We start from the raw sequence: 15,333 nt of genomic DNA on the forward strand, positions 1-15,333 counted from the left end.
GTTGGCCGGTCGTACGCTGCCCGCGCGTATGTTCCGCGGTCGTACGCGGGACCGTCGTACGACAACCGCTGACCTGGTTGCCCCTCTCGCGCCGGCGCAGGCTGGGGCACATGACGAACACGATCGACACCGCGAGCACCACCACCGCCGCCGCGAGCACCACCACCGCCAAGAGCGCCGCCGACCCGGCGGCCGGGGCCGGGCCGCGCACGGTCGCCGCGTACGCCGCCCCGGCCCCCAAGGCCCCGCTGGAGCGGACCACCGTCCCGCGCCGGGCGCTGGGCGAGCACGACATCCTGATCGACATCCGCTTCGCCGGCATCTGCCACTCCGACATCCACCAGGTCGCCGAGGACTGGGGCGACGCCATCTTCCCGATGGTCCCTGGCCACGAGATCGCCGGCGTGGTCGCCGAGGTCGGTCCCGGGGTGACCCGCTGGGCCGTCGGCGACCGGGTCGGGGTCGGCTGCTTCGTCGACTCCTGCCGCGAGTGCGACAACTGCCGGGCCGGCCTGCAGCAGTACTGCACCGGCACCCCGGGCGCGGTCTTCACCTACAACGGCATCGGCCACGACGGCGAGCCCACCTACGGCGGCTACTCCACCCAGCTGGTCGTGGACGAGGGGTACGCGCTGCGCATCCCCGACGCGCTGCCGCTGGACGTCGCCGCGCCGCTGCTCTGTGCCGGCATCACCCTCTACTCGCCGCTCAACCACTGGGGCGCCGGGCCGGGCAGGAAGGTCGCCGTCGTCGGCCTCGGCGGGCTGGGGCACATGGGCGTGAAGATCGCGCACGCCATGGGCGCCGAGGTCACCGTGCTCAGCCAGTCCCTGCGCAAGCGCGAGGACGGCCTGAAGCTCGGCGCGGACCACTATCGCGCCACCTCCGACCCGGCCACCTTCACCGAGCTGGCCGGCACCTTCGACCTGATCGTCAACACCGTCTCCGCCGACCTCGACCTGAGCGCCTACCTCGGCCTGCTGAAGACCGACGGCACCCTGGTCCAGGTGGGCGCACCGGAGAAGCCGGTCAGCATCAACGCCCACACCCTGCTGATCGGCCGCAAGTCCGTCTCCGGCTCGATGATCGGCGGTCTGCCGGAGACCCAGGAGATGCTGGACTTCTGCGCGGCCCACGGAATCGGCGCCGAGATCGAACTGATCCGCGCCGACCAGATCAATGACGCCTACGCCCGCGTCCTCACCAGCGACGTCCGCTACCGCTTCGTCATCGACACGGCCACCATCTGACCGACCTCCTAAAGGCGATTCCTCCCGGGCCTGAAGGCCCGGGGTTCCTCGCAAGAGTCCGCTGAACCGGAGGTCGTGAACGAAGATCATCCCGTACGGGGTGACGTGATTGCTCTAGGCCGCCGCTTGGGCGGCGCCGGCTTCTCGGCAGTCGCGGCAGCGGCCCCCCGGCTCGGGTGCACGGAAGACGCGTTTGCAGCCGTCGCAGTCCTGCCAAGGGTCCGGCGGTACGTACGGCCGCGCGGCCGGGGCCGTGACCGGCGGCAGGTACGGCGGGAGCAGCTCGGCCAGCCGGTACGCGAGCAGCCCCGCCGGGCGGCGCAACCCGTCCGGCAGGTCGGCGGACAGCACCCGCGCAACAGCCTCGGGCTCGGCCCCACGCTCCAGCCAGACCGACACCGCGGGCACGAGCCGCCGCACGTCCCGCTCGGACAGCAGCAGCCGCGGGTCGCACCGCCGCAGCCCGGCCAGCAGCTCGGCGGCAGCTCGGGCTTCCACCGCGGACGCGGCGGGTGCTTCGACGGCGCCGCCGACCCCACCTCCGCCACCGGCGGCGGGGCCGACTGCGGCTCGCGCTCCGGATCCGGGTCGGGCTCCGGGTCAGGCTCAAGGTCGGCCTGCGGCTCCGGCGGCGCGGGAGGGTCCGGGTCCGGGTCCGGAGACGGCACCGCCCGGATCCCGGCCCCGGCCGCGGCCCCGGCCACGCTCCCCGGGTTGTTGTACGAGAACGTACGGGTCACCACCCGCCCGGAGGCCAGCCGCTCGCGCCGCCGCTCCAGGTAGCCGTGCTCCTCCAGCTCCCGCAAGGCTGCGCCGACCCGGACCTCCCCCTCCCGGGACCGCCCGGCGAGCGCCTTGACCCCGATCGCGGCCCCGGCCGGGAGCGACTGGATGTACACGGCGATCCCTCGTGCCGTGTACGACAGTTCGTGGTGCTGGGCGAGATGGTTGCCGACCACGGTGAAGTGACTGGCGTGCCGCGTGTTGACGTGGATGACACCGGATCGGGCGGTCCCGGCGTGAACACGGGACCTTGCGCCCGAGGGCGCGCTAGGGTGCTGGAGAGCCATGGGAAGTGGAGGAACTTCCTACTTGGTCAGGCCCTCGGCCGGGATTGCCGTCCCGTCGGGGGCCGTCTCATGTCTGCTGTTGCGGTCGGGCCGAGCATATGCCCGGCAACCCGCCCCAAATCCAGTCCAGTTGGCACAGTTCACCCGTCCGAGCGACGGGGGCTGGTGGGGGTGGGTTTGGTGGGTTCTTTCCCCCGTCCTTTTGCGCTTTTGGTGTCTAAGCACACCGCATCGCGGCCCCCCGCGACCCGGCCGTGCCTACCGTTTTTGTCCGGACGCTGTCCCGTGCCGTCGGGGCTGTCCGGGACTCCGCACGGGCAGGGACTGTCGGCGGCGGCCCACCTACTCGCGCGACGAGGTGGAACGGATACTGGCCGCACGCATGGCCCGACGGTCGATCTTCGATCGTCCGTCCGCGCCCAAGCTCTCACCCCGTGGGAGTCGCGGGCCTTCATCGAGGAACTGCTGGGAGAGACATGATCTACAACCCGGAGCCGGCCTGGTTCAAGAGCAGCTACAGCAGCAGCAGTGAGGGCGACGACTGCGTTGAGGTGGCCGCCGCCACCGGCGCCGTCCACGTCCGCGACTCCAAGAACATCCAGGGCCCCCACCTCGCCTTCGGCGCCGACGCCTGGGCCGGCTTCGTCGCGCACGCCTCGGGTTGCTGAGGCGACGCGAGAGCATCGATCTGCCCGAGGACCGCGGGTGTCTGCAGTGGGTGCTCGGTGTGCCGCTCGTTCTCGTCTACCTTCCGGCAGCCTGCCTCTGCTTCTTCATGCTCATCGCGCAGGCGGACCCCGGGGACGGGAGGGTGCGCGGCGACATCGAGACGGCTGCCCACGTCGTCATCGGCATCAGCCTCCTCGGGCTGTTGCTCTCGCTGCTCCCGGTGTACCGGCGGACCATGGGCCGCTGGTGGTACGCCGTGCCCGTCGTCCTCGCCGCGACGGCGTGGATCCGCGCCGCGCTGCTTTGAGGCAGCGCGGCGCGGGACGTGGTCAGGTGCCGGCGCGGGTGCAGACGTGGACCGACTCGCTGCCGCCGCGTTCGGTGTGGGCGATCCGCAGCACGTTCTTGCGGTAGGTCACCTGCAGCTGCTGGCCGTCCTTGGTGTTGTGAGCCCCCGGCGGCTGCCAGGGCAGGGTGGTCGAGATCTCGTCACCGAAGACCGCGGGGATCGACAGGGCCTCGCCGCCGGTCAGCCGGTCCAGGCGCTGGGGCGCCTCGTACACGTCGATGCGCAGGTGCTCGCCGCGCTGGAGCCAGCCCCCGGACCAGGTGACCGGGGCGCCGTTGCCGTCCCAGACGATGGTGAAGCCGCCGTTCCCGCTGCCGTCCGTCCTGATGGTGGCCGTGCCGCGTACGGTCTCGCCGCGCGGGGTGGTCGACTCCACCTTCCACTCGCCCCTGATGAAGGCGTCGAAGGCCCGCGCCACCGGCCCGGCAGCACTGGGCGCCGGAGGTGCGGGCGGCGCCGCCGTGGGCGATGCGGCGGCCCCGGAGGAAGGGGCCGCGGACGACGGGGCCGAGGACGGGGCCGCCGACGTGGGGGCCGCCGACGTCTCGCCCGCCGCCGGGCCTCCGGCGGGCGGGGCGGCGGCCTTGTCCTTGCCGGTGCACGCCGCCACGAGGGACGCCCCGACCCCGATGGCCAGGTATCGCAGCGCATTGCGCCGCCCGATCATCCTGGCCGCCGCCCGTATCTGTCGTACCGTCACATCGCCCCCGTACAGTGCCACTTGATCTTCGGTGACCGACTATACGGAACCGAACGATCACTGCTCCGCGTCTCCACCCCGGATCCTGATCCCGATCCGGAACGAGAGGACGGCCCCAGTGAGGGAGAGCATCGACCTGCCCGAGGACCGGGGCTGTCTGCAGTGGGTGCTCGGGGTGCCGCTCGGGCTCCTCTACCTCCTGGAAGGGTGGCTCTGCTACGGGGCGCTCGTCATCCAGCCCACCGGCGGGGTCAACGACCGCGGCGCCACGAACATCTCCGCCGCCTGCTTCTTCGCCCTCTGCCTGAGCGTGATCGGCCTGCTGATCACGCTGATCCCGACCGTACGCCGGACCTTGGGCCTGTGGTGGTTCGCGCCGCCCGTACTCCTCGGCCTGTTCGCTTACGTCCGCGTATCGCTGCTGGAATAGAGCCGCCGGCTCACTCGGCGGGCACGACCGAGCCGTCCGCCTGGATATCAACCGACCGCCCATTCCCCGAGAGGGCGCTGGAGAGCCCTGCTGCGCCGGCGGAGTCAAGGGCGACCCAGGCCATGGATTGCACCCGGTGCCCCTTGAGTCCGCCCAGGGAGCATTGCCCGAACTGGCTGTACCAGGTCTGGCCCGGGTCGATGACGATCTGCGGCCATGGTCCGGGATGCGACGGGCACTCCTTGTTGCCCACCTCAGCCACATACGGCTTCACCAGCACGGTGACGACGACTTGGGCGTTGGTCGCGTTGGTCACCTTGGCGCCGAACTGGGCGGCTCCCGTCCCGCTCACCGCCTGGGTGCAGGGCTGCATCTCGACGCCGGGGACGCTGGTGCGGAGCCCTCTTTTCGCGCAGGTGACGTTCTGCGACGGGTACGGAGAACTGGGCGTGGGGGTCAGGTGGGCCCGCGCCGTCGCCGCCCCGGTGCTGCCGGAGGGAGCGGCCTGCCCCGCGACTCCCGCGACCGGCGTGCCGGAGGCGGCCGACGGCGTGGCCGACGGGGCGGCGGAGCCGCTGGGTGAGGCCGACGGCGAGGAGGGGGCATCAGAGGCGGCAGGGCGGGCGCTGTCGACGTTCTCGGTCTTCAGGGGGCCGTACCGGAGGGCCAGGACCGTGGCCGGCACGGCGATCACGGCGGCGGCGCCGGCGATGCAGAGGGCGAGGGTGCGGCCGGATGACCGCCGTGCGGGGCGCCCGGCGTTCGGCGGGTACACGGTGGTGTTGAAGACGTTGCCGCCGTGGGTGATGTTCTGGATGCCGCCTTCGCGGGCGGAGTTGTCCTGCCTGCCGGCCGGACCGGCGCTCTCTTCGGAGGCGGTCACCGCGGTCGCCGGGTCGCGTCACCGACGATGATGTCACCGCTCTGGGTGATGTTCTGGATCCCGCCGCCGTACGCGGTGTTGTTCTGCACCCAGGTCTGCTGGGAGGCCGGCAGCTCGGCCTCGACGCGGGCGATCAGTTCGCGGAGCTCCGCCGCCAGCTCGGGCTGCTCCTCCAGGAGGTCCTTCAGCCGGCCCCGCCATTCCGCCTGGAGGTCCCGCCGTACGGATTCCAGCTCCTGAGGGCCGGAGGCCCGGCTCACCTCCGCGGCAGCTCGGTCGAGGCGGCCGGCCGTGGTCTGTTCGGCCTGCGGGTTTCCGCGCCCCAAGAGCCGCGTGAAGCCGGAGCGGGTCGTCTGCCAGGCATCGGTCGCCACCGCGCCCACTAACGCCGTACCACCCGCTGCCGCCAGCATTTCCAGTGCGTCCGTCAGCACCCTGCCCCTCCAGGTCACCGGCATTCACAGGTGAACTACCTGTGAGAGCAGACAAGTTAATGCATCACCAGCACCAGTGCTAACGCCCTGCAGGGAGGCCCGCAGGAATGCCGCAGCCCCCGCCATGAGGGGAGGGCGGGGGCTGCGGCGCCGGTTGGGCGGCGCGCCTGTCAGGCGGCGGCCGCCACCGGGGCCCGGTCGTCCAGCGGCGAGGACGAGGCGGCGGCGTAGGCCTTCTTGTCCAGGATTCCCTCGCGGGCCGCGACCACGACCGGCACCAGGGACTGGCCGGCGACGTTGGTGGCGGTGCGCATCATGTCCAGGATCGGGTCGATGGCCATGAGGAGGCCGACGCCTTCGAGGGGCAGGCCCAGGGTGGAGAGGGTCAGCGTCAGCATGACCGTGGCGCCGGTGAGGCCGGCGGTGGCGGCGGAGCCGACGACCGACACGAAGGCGATCAGCAGGTAGTCGGTGATCGTCAGCTGCACGTCGAAGATCTGCGCGATGAAGATCGCGGCGAGCGCGGGGTAGATCGCGGCGCAGCCGTCCATCTTCGTCGTCGCGCCGAACGGGACGGCGAAGGAGGCGTACTCCTTCGGGACGCCGAGCCGCTCGGTGACCTTCTGGGTGACCGGCATGGTGCCGACCGAGGAGCGCGAGACGAAGGCGAGCTGGATCGCGGGCCAGGCTCCCTTGAAGAACTGGATCGGGTTGACCTTGGCGACGGTGGCGAGCAGCAGCGGGTACACGCCGAACATCACGAGCGCCGAGCCGAGGTAGACGTCGGCGGTGAAGGTCGCGTACTTGCCGATCAGCTCCCAGCCGTACGAGGCGATCGCGGTGCCGATGAGGCCGACGGTGCCGATGGGCGCCAGCCGGATGACCCACCACAGGGCCTTCTGGAGCAGTTCCAGGACGGACTCGGCCACGTTCAGGACGGGCTGGGCCTTGGTGCCGAGCTGGAGGGCGGCGATACCGGCGACGGCGGCGAGGAAGACGATCTGCAGCACGTTCAGCTCGGTGAACGGCGTGACGATGTCCTTCGGCACGATGCCGGTCAGGAAGTCGATCCAGGAGCCGGTGCGCTTGGGCAGCTTGCCGTCCTGCGGGGTCAGGCCGGTGCCCGCGCCGGGGTTGGTGAGCAGGCCGATCGCGAGGCCGATGCCGACGGCGATCAGCGACGTGATCATGAACCAGAGCAGCGTGCGCGAGGCGAGGCGGGCGGCGTTGTTGACCTTCCGCAGGTTGGTGATGGACACCAGGATCGCGAAGAAGACGAGCGGGGCGACGGCCAGCTTCAGCAGCTGCACGAAGATGTCGCCGACCTTCTCCAGGGTGGTGGCGAGCCAGCTGACGTCCTGGCTGCGGGCGAGCCAGCCGAACAGGACGCCGAGCACGAGACCGGTGACGATCTGGGCCCAGAAGGGGAACTTGAAGGAGGCCTTGGCGGTGGCGGGAGCCGGGGCCTGAGGGGTCGCGGACACGGACACTCTCCGGGGGGTCATGCGCAAAGAGGAAAAAGCAAGGGAAGAAGAAGGCGGGGTCAGCGACAGCCGCACCAGGCCGCGGACGCGCGGCGGCAGAGGTCGACGTGCAGGCGCGCCACGAGCGGGATGCTCGTGGTCATTTCGTGCGCAACTGTGGTCAACATGTTTAACACGCTAACACTTTCCCTTTGAGATCCTCAAAGGCGCACTTTGAGTCAGGGGCCCGCGCAGGCCCGCTCCCGAGCCCCGGACAACGCAAGCGCCCCAGTACACCGGGGTGTTCCCGGGTACTGGGGCGCTTCGGTATGTGAGGAAGCTAACCAGCGGCCAACCGGCTGCTGACCGGCCGACAGGCCCTACGCGCGGGCCGCGTCGTCGGCCGCGTCCTCCTGCGCGCGGTTCGCGGCGAGCTTCTGCTTCGCGTCCGCCACGCGCCCGACGATCTGCTCGGACATCTCGTCGCGCTGCTTGCGCAGCAGTACGAAGGACAGCGGCGCGGAGATCACCAGCGCGAGCAGCACGACCCAGGCGAAGTTGGCGTCGCCCAGCCCGGCGGGCACCCAGCCCACGTGGACGAGGGCGGCCACGAGGACGAGGCATCCGACGAAGATGCCCAGGCGCATCGCGGTGTAGCGGATCGTCGCGCTCGGCTTGAAGGACACGGTGACCCCTTCTCTCTCGTCGGTACTCGCGTCACGTGCCCGTCCAGTGAAGCACGGCCGCCCTCCCCCGGGCGCCGCCGGGGTCATCCGTACGCCGCACGGCCCCGCCGCCTCAGTGGAGCGGCAGGAGCATCGTGATCTCGTCGCGGTCGTCGCCGGGGGCCACGCGGACGGCGTCGGGGACGCGGCCGACCTCCTTGTAGCCGCAGGCCGCGTAGAAGTGCTCCAGGCCGAGGCCGCCGCGGCAGGAGAGCCGGACGGCCTCGATGCCGCCGACGGTGCGCGCGGCGTCGGCCACGGCCTCCATCAGGGCGCGGCCCGCACCCCGACCCTGGAGGGCGGGGTCGACCATGACGGTGTAGGCCCAGGCCCAGTGGGTCATCAGGCGGTGCGTGTTGAGGGCGAGGAAGGCGCAGGCGCGGACCCGGCCGTCCGCGTCCCGCCCCACGACCAGGCGGTGGCGGCCCTCGGCCATGGCGACGAGGTGCTTGACCATCTCGGGGCGTATGTCGTCGGCGGTGACCGGCGCCACGAACCCGACCGCGCCGCCGGCGTTGGTGACGTCCGTCCAGAGCGTGACGACCCCCTCGCGCAGGGCGGGATCGACGACCGGATCGAAGGTGAAAGTAAGAGGCACCGAGTGAGGTTATCCATTACCTGCAGTACTCGGCAATGACCTGGGGGCGCAGGGGTACGGGGGGGGCACAGGGGCGCAGGGGCACGGGGCCACCGGGGCACGGGGCCACAGGGGCGTATGTGCACGAAGGCCCCGGTCCTCCTCGGACCGGGGCCTTCCCCACATCAGTCGTCCGGCGACGGCGCCGCCGTCAGACGCGCATCGCCTGCGGCGTCTCGCGCAGCCCCGCGTCCGGGCCGGGGTACTCGCGGATGACCTCGTAGCGCGTGTTGCGCTCCACCGGCCGGAAGCCCGCCTCGCGGATCAGGTCCAGCAGGTCGTCGCGGCCCAGCTTGTTCGGGGTCCCGTAGTTGTCCGCGTCGTGCGTGATCTTGTACTCGACGACCGAGCCGTCCATGTCGTCCGCGCCGTGCTGCAGCGCCAGCTGGGCGGTCTGCACGCCGTGCATCACCCAGAACACCTTCACGTGCTGGATGTTGTCGAACAGCAGGCGCGAGACCGCGAAGGTCTTCAGCGCCTCCGCGCCCGTGGCCATCGTCGTGCGCGCCTGGAGGGTGTTGCGGACCTTGCCGTCCTTCATGTCCACGAAGTCGTGCTGGTACCGCAGCGGGATGAAGACCTGGAAGCCGCCGGTCTCGTCCTGGAGCTCGCGCAGCCGCAGCACGTGGTCCACGCGGTGGCGCGGCTCCTCGATGTGCCCGTACAGCATCGTGCACGGGGTCTTGAGGCCCTTCTCGTGCGCGAGGCGGTGGATGCGCGACCAGTCCTCCCAGTGGGTCTTGTGGTCGACGATGTGCTGGCGGACCTCCCAGTCGAAGATCTCCGCGCCGCCGCCGGTGAGCGACTCCAGGCCGGCCTCGATCAGCTCGTCCAGGATCTCGGACGCCGAGAGACCGGAGATCGTCTCGAAGTGGTGGATCTCCGTCGCCGTGAACGCCTTCAGCGAGACGTTCGGCAGCGCCTCCTTCAGTGCGGAGAGCGAGCGCGGGTAGTAGCGCCACGGCAGGCTGGGGTGCAGGCCGTTGACGATGTGCAGCTCGGTGAGGCTCTCGCTCTCCATGGCCTTGGCCAGGCGCACGGCCTCCTCGATGCGCATCGTGTACGCGTCCTTCTCGCCCGGCTTGCGCTGGAACGAGCAGTACGCGCACGAGGCGGTGCACACGTTCGTCATGTTGAGGTGGCGGTTGACGTTGAAGTGGACGACGTCGCCGTTCTTGCGGGTGCGCACCTCGTGGGCGAGCCCCCCGAGCCAGGCCAGGTCGTCGGACTCGTAGAGGGCGATGCCGTCCTCACGGGTGAGCCGCTCGCCGGAGCGGACCTTCTCCTCCAGCTCACGCTTGAGCCCAGCGTCCATCGGCCGGTCGCCTCCTCTTAGGTTCCTGCTGTCCAGCTCTGCCCTGCGGGGCGCCCTGTGGGGCGCGCCCGACCCTGCAACCGTACTCTCAGCGCTCCTCGGGAAGTTCGCCGACCCGGTTCTCCCACTTCGTGGACAGCACGATGGTGGTACGGGTGCGGGAGACGCCCTTGGTGCCCGAGAGCTTGCGGATGATCTTCTCCAGGCCGTCCACGTCGCTGGCGCGGACCTTGAGCATGTAGGAGTCGTCGCCGGCGATGAACCAGCAGTCCTCGATCTCCGCGAGGTCGCGCAGGCGCCGGGCCACGTCCTCGTGGTCGGCGGCGTCGGAGAGGGAGATGCCGATCAGCGCAGTGACGCCGAGGCCGAGGGAGGCCGCGTCGACGGTCGCGCGGTAGCCGGTGATGACGCCGGCCGACTCCAGCCGGTTGATCCGGTCGGTGACGCTGGGGCCGGACAGGCCTACGAGCCGGCCCAGCTCCGCGTACGAGGCGCGTCCGTTCTCCCGGAGTGCCTGGATGAGCTGCCTATCCACCGCGTCCATCTATCCGGACCCTTCTATTGTTCGGCGATCCCGCAAGTTTACGTATAGAATCAAAGGCACACAGGGTCAACGCCCTGTGAATCTTTCAACAGATCAATGACGATCTTCAGGAGTGGTTCACCCGTGTACACGATCGAGATGGCCTACGCGCACATGCGACAGCTCCAGGAGCTGGCCAACCGATCCCGCACCGACCAGCCCGCCGCCGCCCACCGCGTCGACAAGACCCGCAAGCCGCACACGGCGAAGAAGCGCTCGCGCTAGTCGCGCAGCTCCCTCTCGCCCTAGTCACCGCTTGCCTCCCGGGGGCGGGAGCCCGCACCGAGCTCCCCCTCCCACCGGCGGTACAGCCGGTGCGGCACCCCTGCCGCATCCAGCACCCGCCCCGCGACGAAATCCACCAGATCCTGGATGTGCGTCGCACCCGCATAGAACGCCGGAGAGGCGGGCAGCACGACCGCGCCCGCCTCGTCCAGCGCCACCAGATGCTTCAGCGTCTGCCCGTTCAGCGGGGTCTCCCGCACCGCGACCACCAGTCGGCGCCGCTCCTTGAGCGTCACGCTCGCGACGCGCTGGAGCAGGTCCTTCGACAGCCCGAGCGCCACCCCCGCCACGCAGGCCGTGGACGCCGGCACGATCAGCATCCCCTTGACGGGATACGAGCCCGAGCTCGGCCCGGCCGCCAGGTCGCCCGCGGCCCAGTACCGGACGTCCCCGTCCGGCACCCGGAACGTCCCCGGCTTGCCGTCCGCGCCGCGGGCCAGCCACTCCCGCAGGTCCTCGCGCCAGTGCGCGTCGCGGAAGGCGATCCCGGTCTCGTCCAGCAGGGTCAGGCGCGAGGCCCGGCTCACCACCAGGTCCACACTCTCGCCCGCCGCCAGCAGCCCTCGGATCACCGAAGCCGCGTACGGCGTCCCGGAAGCCCCGGAAACCCCCACCACCCAGGGGGTGCGCTTGCGCTCAGTCATGGCTACGAGACTATCCGGCCACACCCGGCGGGCACTCGCTAAGGTCTCCCGGACGTTCCCTGACGGGGCACGCACACGCAACACGCACACGCGACACACGGGGGACGGGAGCACGATGAGCGGGACGAGCGGGACGAGCGGGGCCGTGGAGGACTGGAGCCGGACCGACAGGGCCAAGGCCGCGGCGAAGCTGATGCTGGGCTGGGTGGCGCTGCTGTGGGCCCTGGAGGTGGTCGACTACGCCACGGGGCACGCCCTCGACGCGTACGGGATCCCGGCCCGCGACCCCGGCGGCCTGAGCGGCATCCTCTTCGCGCCCTTCCTGCACTTCGGCTTCGGCCACGTCGCCGCCAACAGCGTCCCGCTGCTGGTCCTCGGCTTCGTCACGGCCCTGTCGGGCATCCGCCGCTTCCTCGCCGTATGCGGGCTGATCATCCTGGCGGACGGCATCGGCGTCTGGCTGACCGCCTGGCCGAACACCATGACGGCGGGAGCGTCCGGCCTGGTCTTCGGCCTCTTCGGCTACCTGCTGGTCCGCGGCTTCGTCGAGCGGAATGTGCTGGGCATTGCCGTGTCCCTCGGCGTCGCGGCCGTCTGGGGCACGACGATCCTGGTCGGCATTCTCCCGACCGACACCACCGTGAGCTGGCAGGGCCACCTGTGCGGCCTGCTGGCAGGCATCGCCACGGCCCTGTACCACCGCCGCCCGGCCCCGCGCCGACAGCTCACCTGACGACCGAAGGGTCCACGGGCAGCCCGGCGGTGTCGATACGGGTCGAAGATCAGGTAGTGCGGGATCCCGCGCCGGGCCATGGCGCCCTCGACGATCTCCATCCGGTAGCCGGGGAACATGTCCTCGAACCGGCTGAGCTGTGACTGCAGGCGGTCGCTCTCCGAGATGGTGACGTCGGCCTCCCTGTCCATGCACTCGATGGTAGGCCGCACGGTATCCACGTGGGCAGGCCGCGCGCGGCGGGATCCCGCGCGGCTCACACCGTCGAGCTAGAGCGTCAGGCCGCGCAGGGCGAGGTCCAGGAGGGCACAGGCGAAGAGTGCGACTCCGATGAAACCGTTCACCGTGAAGAAGGCGCGGTTCAGGCGGGACAGGTCGTGCGGGGTGACGATGGTGTGCTCGTACAGGAACGCGGCCACGACGATGACCAGGCCGATCCAGAACGGCACGCCCGCGTCCGTGGCCACCGCGTACCAGGCCAGCAGGGCCGTGGTGACGGCGTGCGCGCCGCGGGCGCCCCACAGGGCGGCCGGGACGCCGAAGCGGGCCGGGACGGACTTGACGCCGTCCGCCCGGTCCGCGGCCACGTCCTGGCAGGCGAAGATCAGGTCGAAGCCGCCGATCCACACGCCGACCGCCAGGCCGAGGATCACCGCGTCCCAGGACCAGGTCCCGGTGACGGCGAGCCAGGCCCCGATCGGGCCCATGGCCTGGGCGAGGCCCAGGATGGCGTGCGGGAAGTTCGTGAACCGCTTGCCGTACGGGTAGACCACCATCGGGACCACCGCGACCGGGGCCAGCGCCAGGCAGAGCGGGTTCAGCAGCGCCGCCGCCCCGAGGAACACGGCCAGCGCGATGCCCGCCCCGGTCCACGCCGAGCGCACGGACACCGCGCCGGTGACGAGCTCGCGGCCCGCGGTGCGGGGGTTGCGGGCGTCGATCTCCCGGTCGATGATCCGGTTCGCGGCCATCGCGAAGGTCCGCAGGCCCACCATGCAGACGGTGACGAGCAGCAACTCGGCCCAGTGCACGGTGCGGTCGAGCCGGAACATCGCGGTCAGCGAGGCGATGTAGGCGAAGGGCAGCGCGAAGACCGAGTGCTCGATCATCACGAGCCGCAGGAACGCCTTCACCCGCCCGGGGGCCTGCGGCGCGGGCCCGGAGCCGATGACCCCGTCGGCGGTGGTCATCATGCGAGGCTCCTGCGGAAGGCTTCGAGGTCGGCCGCGAGTTCCGCCGCCGGGAGGGCGCCGAGGTCCAGGGTCCGGACGGTGTCGTCGTCGTGGCCCTCGGGCGGGGTGACGCGGGCGGTGACCTGCCAGGAGTCTCCGGACGGGCGGGCGTCCAGGCGCAGGAAGTTCCCGGCTTCGGCGGTGAACGGCTCACCGGCCGCCAGGGCGCGCTGGAGCTGCTCCGCGAAGTCGTCGGCCTCGATGTCCCGCGCGCCGGGCAGCTCGAAGCCGTCGCCCTCGCCGTCCGCCTCGTACATCAGGGCCCAGGTGTCCCCGGATCCCGCGAACTCCTCCGGGCTCACGCCGGCCTGCTCGGCGGCGAGGAGCACTCCGGGCTGCGTCGGGTCGATCTCCGGGCGGGCCAGGGCGACGTACCGCGCCGCGGTGCCGAGGAAGAACTCCGGGCCGCCCACGTCGATCGGGCTCACAGTCCGTACTCCTTCCAGCGGCGGTCCACGAGGGCGGCCGTGGCCGGGTCGGACTCGACCATGTCGGGCCAGCCGCCGTCGCGGGTGTAGCCCTCCTCGGGGAGCTTCTTCGTGGCGTCGATGCCGGCCTTGCCGCCCCAGAACTGCTGGTACGAGGCGTGGTCGAGGTGGTCGACCGGGCCCTCGACGACGGTGAGGTCCCGGGAGTAGTCGGTGTTGCCCAGCGCCCGCCAGGAGACCTCGTGCAGGTCGTGGACGTCGCAGTCCTTGTCGACAACGATGATCAGCTTGGTCAGCGACATCATGTGGGCGCCCCAGATTGCGTGCATGACCTTCTGGGCGTGCTTGGGGTACTTCTTGTCGATCGAGACGATCGCGCAGTTGTGGAAGCCGCCGGACTCCGGCAGGTGGTAGTCCACGATGTCCGGGACGATGATCTTGAGGAGGGGGAGGAAGAAACGCTCCGTCGCACGGCCCAGCGGGCCGTCCTCCGTCGGGGGGCGGCCGACCACGATCGACTGCAGGAGCGGCCGCTTCCGCATCGTCACGCAGTCGATCTTCAGCGCGGGGAACGGCTCCTGCGGCGTGTAGAAGCCGGTGTGGTCGCCGAACGGCCCCTCCGGCAGCATCTCGCCCGGCTCCAGCCAGCCCTCCAGGACGACCTCGGCGTTGGCCGGCACCTGGAGCGGGACGGTCTTGCAGTCGACCATCTCGATCCGCTTGCCCGCGACGAACCCGGCGAACAGGTACTCGTCGATGTCGCCCGGCAGCGGCGCGGTGGACGCGTACGTCACGGCCGGCGGGCAGCCGAAGGCGATCGCGACGGGCAGCCGCTCGCCCCGCGCGGCGGCGACGGCGTAGTGGTTGCGGCTGTCCTTGTGGATCTGCCAGTGCATGCCGATGGTGCGCTTGTCGTGGCGCTGGAGGCGGTAGAGGCCGAGGTTGCGCACGCCCGTCTCCGGGTGCTTGGTGTGCGTCAGGCCCAGGTTGAAGAAGGAGCCGCCGTCCTTGGGCCAGGTGAAGAGCGCGGGCAGCGCGTCGAGGTCCACGTCGTCGCCGGTCAGGACGACCTCCTGGACGGGGGCGGCGTCGCCCTTCACCTTCTTCGGCGGCACGTGGACCATCGAGCCGAGCTTGCCGAAGGCCTCGCGGACGCCGATGAATCCCTGCGGCAGCTCCGGCTTGAGCAGGCCGCCGATCTTCTCGCTGATCTCGCCGTACGACTTCAGGCCGAGGGCCTTCAGCAGGCGGCGGTCGGTGCCGAAGACGTTCATCGCCAGGGGCATCGAGGAGCCCTTGACGTTCTCGAAGAGCAGGGCCGGGCCACCGGCCTTGTTCACTCTGTCGACGATCTCCCCGACCTCCAGGTACGGGTCGACTTCGGCCTTGATGCGCTTGAGGTCGCCCTCCCGCTCCAGAGCCCGGAGCAGCGAGCGGAGATCGTCGTAAGCCATAGGGGCCAGTATCCGTCACCGACTAACCTGTGGGTGTCACCGGGGCCCT

The 15,333-nt window shown here is 71.0% G+C and carries 19 protein-coding genes and 2 pseudogenes; 7 read left to right on the forward strand and 14 right to left on the reverse strand.

Annotated elements, in window-relative coordinates; all coding sequences use genetic code 11:
• Window positions 1–110: 110 nt before the first annotated feature.
• Complete coding sequence (locus ABZ924_RS17100) at window positions 111–1,250, forward strand: NAD(P)-dependent alcohol dehydrogenase (RefSeq protein WP_361909665.1); 1,140 nt, start codon at window positions 111–113, stop codon at window positions 1,248–1,250.
• 114 nt (window positions 1,251–1,364) lie between these two features.
• Here ABZ924_RS17100 and ABZ924_RS17105 read toward each other — a convergent pair whose 3' ends face one another.
• Window positions 1,365–1,748, reverse strand: a complete 384-nt coding sequence (locus ABZ924_RS17105; protein ID WP_361909668.1) for a hypothetical protein — start codon at window positions 1,746–1,748, stop codon at window positions 1,365–1,367.
• 903 nt (window positions 1,749–2,651) lie between these two features.
• Here ABZ924_RS17105 and ABZ924_RS17110 point away from each other — a divergent pair.
• The 3 genes and pseudogenes from ABZ924_RS17110 to ABZ924_RS17120 all read left to right on the forward strand — a co-directional run.
• Window positions 2,652–2,750: pseudogene (locus ABZ924_RS17110) on the forward strand (transcriptional regulator); the annotation flags it as partial.
• A gap of 46 nt (window positions 2,751–2,796) precedes the next feature.
• Entirely contained in the window at window positions 2,797–2,988 is a 192-nt protein-coding gene (locus ABZ924_RS17115) for a DUF397 domain-containing protein (RefSeq protein ID WP_361909671.1), read from the forward strand.
• A 59-nt stretch (window positions 2,989–3,047) separates the two neighbouring features.
• Window positions 3,048–3,296: a hypothetical protein gene (locus ABZ924_RS17120; protein WP_361909674.1), complete on the forward strand. Its 249-nt coding sequence runs from the start codon at window positions 3,048–3,050 to the stop codon at window positions 3,294–3,296.
• A 22-nt stretch (window positions 3,297–3,318) separates the two neighbouring features.
• Here ABZ924_RS17120 and ABZ924_RS17125 read toward each other — a convergent pair whose 3' ends face one another.
• Window positions 3,319–4,038, reverse strand: coding sequence for a hypothetical protein (locus ABZ924_RS17125; protein ID WP_361909677.1), 720 nt, complete (start codon window positions 4,036–4,038; stop codon window positions 3,319–3,321).
• Between the two features lie 118 nt (window positions 4,039–4,156).
• On the opposite strand from ABZ924_RS17125, the gene ABZ924_RS17130 reads away from it, so the two are divergent.
• The gene (locus ABZ924_RS17130) at window positions 4,157–4,468 is read left to right on the forward strand and encodes a hypothetical protein (RefSeq protein WP_361909679.1); all 312 of its coding nucleotides are present in this window, start codon (window positions 4,157–4,159) and stop codon (window positions 4,466–4,468) included.
• Window positions 4,469–4,478: 10 nt separating this feature from the next.
• Here ABZ924_RS17130 and ABZ924_RS17135 read toward each other — a convergent pair whose 3' ends face one another.
• The 7 genes from ABZ924_RS17135 to ABZ924_RS17165 all read right to left on the reverse strand — a co-directional run bounded on the left by ABZ924_RS17135 (window position 4,479) and on the right by ABZ924_RS17165 (window position 10,469).
• On the reverse strand, window positions 4,479–5,351 hold the full coding sequence (locus ABZ924_RS17135) for a hypothetical protein (protein WP_361909682.1): 873 nt from the start codon (window positions 5,349–5,351) through the stop codon (window positions 4,479–4,481).
• Window positions 5,348–5,785, reverse strand: coding sequence for a hypothetical protein (locus ABZ924_RS17140; protein ID WP_361909685.1), 438 nt, complete (start codon window positions 5,783–5,785; stop codon window positions 5,348–5,350). Before ABZ924_RS17140 ends, ABZ924_RS17135 begins: the two co-directional genes overlap by 4 nt.
• A gap of 170 nt (window positions 5,786–5,955) precedes the next feature.
• A complete protein-coding gene (locus ABZ924_RS17145; protein WP_361909836.1) occupies window positions 5,956–7,275 on the reverse strand; it encodes a dicarboxylate/amino acid:cation symporter in 1,320 nt (439 codons plus the stop codon).
• A 353-nt stretch (window positions 7,276–7,628) separates the two neighbouring features.
• Complete coding sequence (locus ABZ924_RS17150) at window positions 7,629–7,934, reverse strand: DUF4229 domain-containing protein (protein WP_361909687.1); 306 nt, start codon at window positions 7,932–7,934, stop codon at window positions 7,629–7,631.
• Between the two features lie 112 nt (window positions 7,935–8,046).
• Window positions 8,047–8,571 (reverse strand): GNAT family N-acetyltransferase, encoded by a 525-nt coding sequence (locus ABZ924_RS17155; RefSeq protein WP_361909690.1) that lies wholly within the window; start codon window positions 8,569–8,571, stop codon window positions 8,047–8,049.
• Window positions 8,572–8,761: 190 nt separating this feature from the next.
• The gene (gene mqnE, locus ABZ924_RS17160) at window positions 8,762–9,925 is read right to left on the reverse strand and encodes an aminofutalosine synthase MqnE (RefSeq protein ID WP_361909692.1); all 1,164 of its coding nucleotides are present in this window, start codon (window positions 9,923–9,925) and stop codon (window positions 8,762–8,764) included.
• Between the two features lie 88 nt (window positions 9,926–10,013).
• The gene (locus tag ABZ924_RS17165; protein WP_361909695.1) at window positions 10,014–10,469 is read right to left on the reverse strand and encodes an Lrp/AsnC family transcriptional regulator; all 456 of its coding nucleotides are present in this window, start codon (window positions 10,467–10,469) and stop codon (window positions 10,014–10,016) included.
• A 123-nt stretch (window positions 10,470–10,592) separates the two neighbouring features.
• Between ABZ924_RS17165 and ABZ924_RS17170 the strand changes: the two genes are divergently transcribed.
• Complete coding sequence (locus ABZ924_RS17170; protein WP_361909697.1) at window positions 10,593–10,733, forward strand: hypothetical protein; 141 nt, start codon at window positions 10,593–10,595, stop codon at window positions 10,731–10,733.
• 20 nt (window positions 10,734–10,753) lie between these two features.
• On the opposite strand, the gene ABZ924_RS17175 is transcribed toward ABZ924_RS17170, so the two are convergent.
• Window positions 10,754–11,437: a UbiX family flavin prenyltransferase gene (locus ABZ924_RS17175; RefSeq protein WP_361909700.1), complete on the reverse strand. Its 684-nt coding sequence runs from the start codon at window positions 11,435–11,437 to the stop codon at window positions 10,754–10,756.
• 115 nt (window positions 11,438–11,552) lie between these two features.
• On the opposite strand from ABZ924_RS17175, the gene ABZ924_RS17180 reads away from it, so the two are divergent.
• Window positions 11,553–12,170, forward strand: a complete 618-nt coding sequence (locus ABZ924_RS17180) for a rhomboid family intramembrane serine protease (RefSeq protein ID WP_361909703.1) — start codon at window positions 11,553–11,555, stop codon at window positions 12,168–12,170.
• An 80-nt stretch (window positions 12,171–12,250) separates the two neighbouring features.
• Here ABZ924_RS17180 and ABZ924_RS17185 read toward each other — a convergent pair.
• The 4 genes and pseudogenes from ABZ924_RS17185 to ABZ924_RS17200 all read right to left on the reverse strand — a co-directional run.
• Window positions 12,251–12,361: pseudogene (locus tag ABZ924_RS17185) on the reverse strand (Uma2 family endonuclease); the annotation flags it as partial.
• Window positions 12,362–12,439: 78 nt separating this feature from the next.
• Window positions 12,440–13,360: a menaquinone biosynthesis prenyltransferase MqnP gene (gene mqnP / locus ABZ924_RS17190; protein WP_361909839.1), complete on the reverse strand. Its 921-nt coding sequence runs from the start codon at window positions 13,358–13,360 to the stop codon at window positions 12,440–12,442.
• Window positions 13,360–13,830: a hypothetical protein gene (locus ABZ924_RS17195; protein ID WP_361909706.1), complete on the reverse strand. Its 471-nt coding sequence runs from the start codon at window positions 13,828–13,830 to the stop codon at window positions 13,360–13,362. The genes mqnP and ABZ924_RS17195 overlap by 1 nt, the downstream gene beginning before the upstream one ends.
• Window positions 13,827–15,284: a menaquinone biosynthesis decarboxylase gene (locus ABZ924_RS17200; protein ID WP_361909708.1), complete on the reverse strand. Its 1,458-nt coding sequence runs from the start codon at window positions 15,282–15,284 to the stop codon at window positions 13,827–13,829. Before ABZ924_RS17200 ends, ABZ924_RS17195 begins: the two co-directional genes overlap by 4 nt.
• Window positions 15,285–15,333: the final 49 nt, after the last annotated feature.

Origin of the sequence: Streptomyces sp. NPDC046876 (assembly GCF_040645035.1) — a bacterium.
In the GTDB taxonomy this organism is placed as follows: domain Bacteria; phylum Actinomycetota; class Actinomycetes; order Streptomycetales; family Streptomycetaceae; genus Streptomyces.

What these genes read in the sequence shown, in the direction of transcription:
- ABZ924_RS17115 (WP_361909671.1), top strand. Translation starts at nt 2,797, where the DNA reads ATGATCTACAACCCGGAGCCGGCCTGGTTCAAGAGCAGCTACAGCAGC.
- ABZ924_RS17200 (WP_361909708.1), bottom strand. Translation starts at nt 15,284, where the DNA reads ATGGCTTACGACGATCTCCGCTCGCTGCTCCGGGCTCTGGAGCGGGAG.
- ABZ924_RS17165 (WP_361909695.1), bottom strand. Translation starts at nt 10,469, where the DNA reads ATGGACGCGGTGGATAGGCAGCTCATCCAGGCACTCCGGGAGAACGGA.
- ABZ924_RS17175 (WP_361909700.1), bottom strand. Translation starts at nt 11,437, where the DNA reads ATGACTGAGCGCAAGCGCACCCCCTGGGTGGTGGGGGTTTCCGGGGCT.
- ABZ924_RS17100 (WP_361909665.1), top strand. Translation starts at nt 111, where the DNA reads ATGACGAACACGATCGACACCGCGAGCACCACCACCGCCGCCGCGAGC.
- mqnP (WP_361909839.1), bottom strand. Translation starts at nt 13,360, where the DNA reads ATGACCACCGCCGACGGGGTCATCGGCTCCGGGCCCGCGCCGCAGGCC.
- mqnE (WP_361909692.1), bottom strand. Translation starts at nt 9,925, where the DNA reads ATGGACGCTGGGCTCAAGCGTGAGCTGGAGGAGAAGGTCCGCTCCGGC.
- ABZ924_RS17180 (WP_361909703.1), top strand. Translation starts at nt 11,553, where the DNA reads ATGAGCGGGACGAGCGGGACGAGCGGGGCCGTGGAGGACTGGAGCCGG.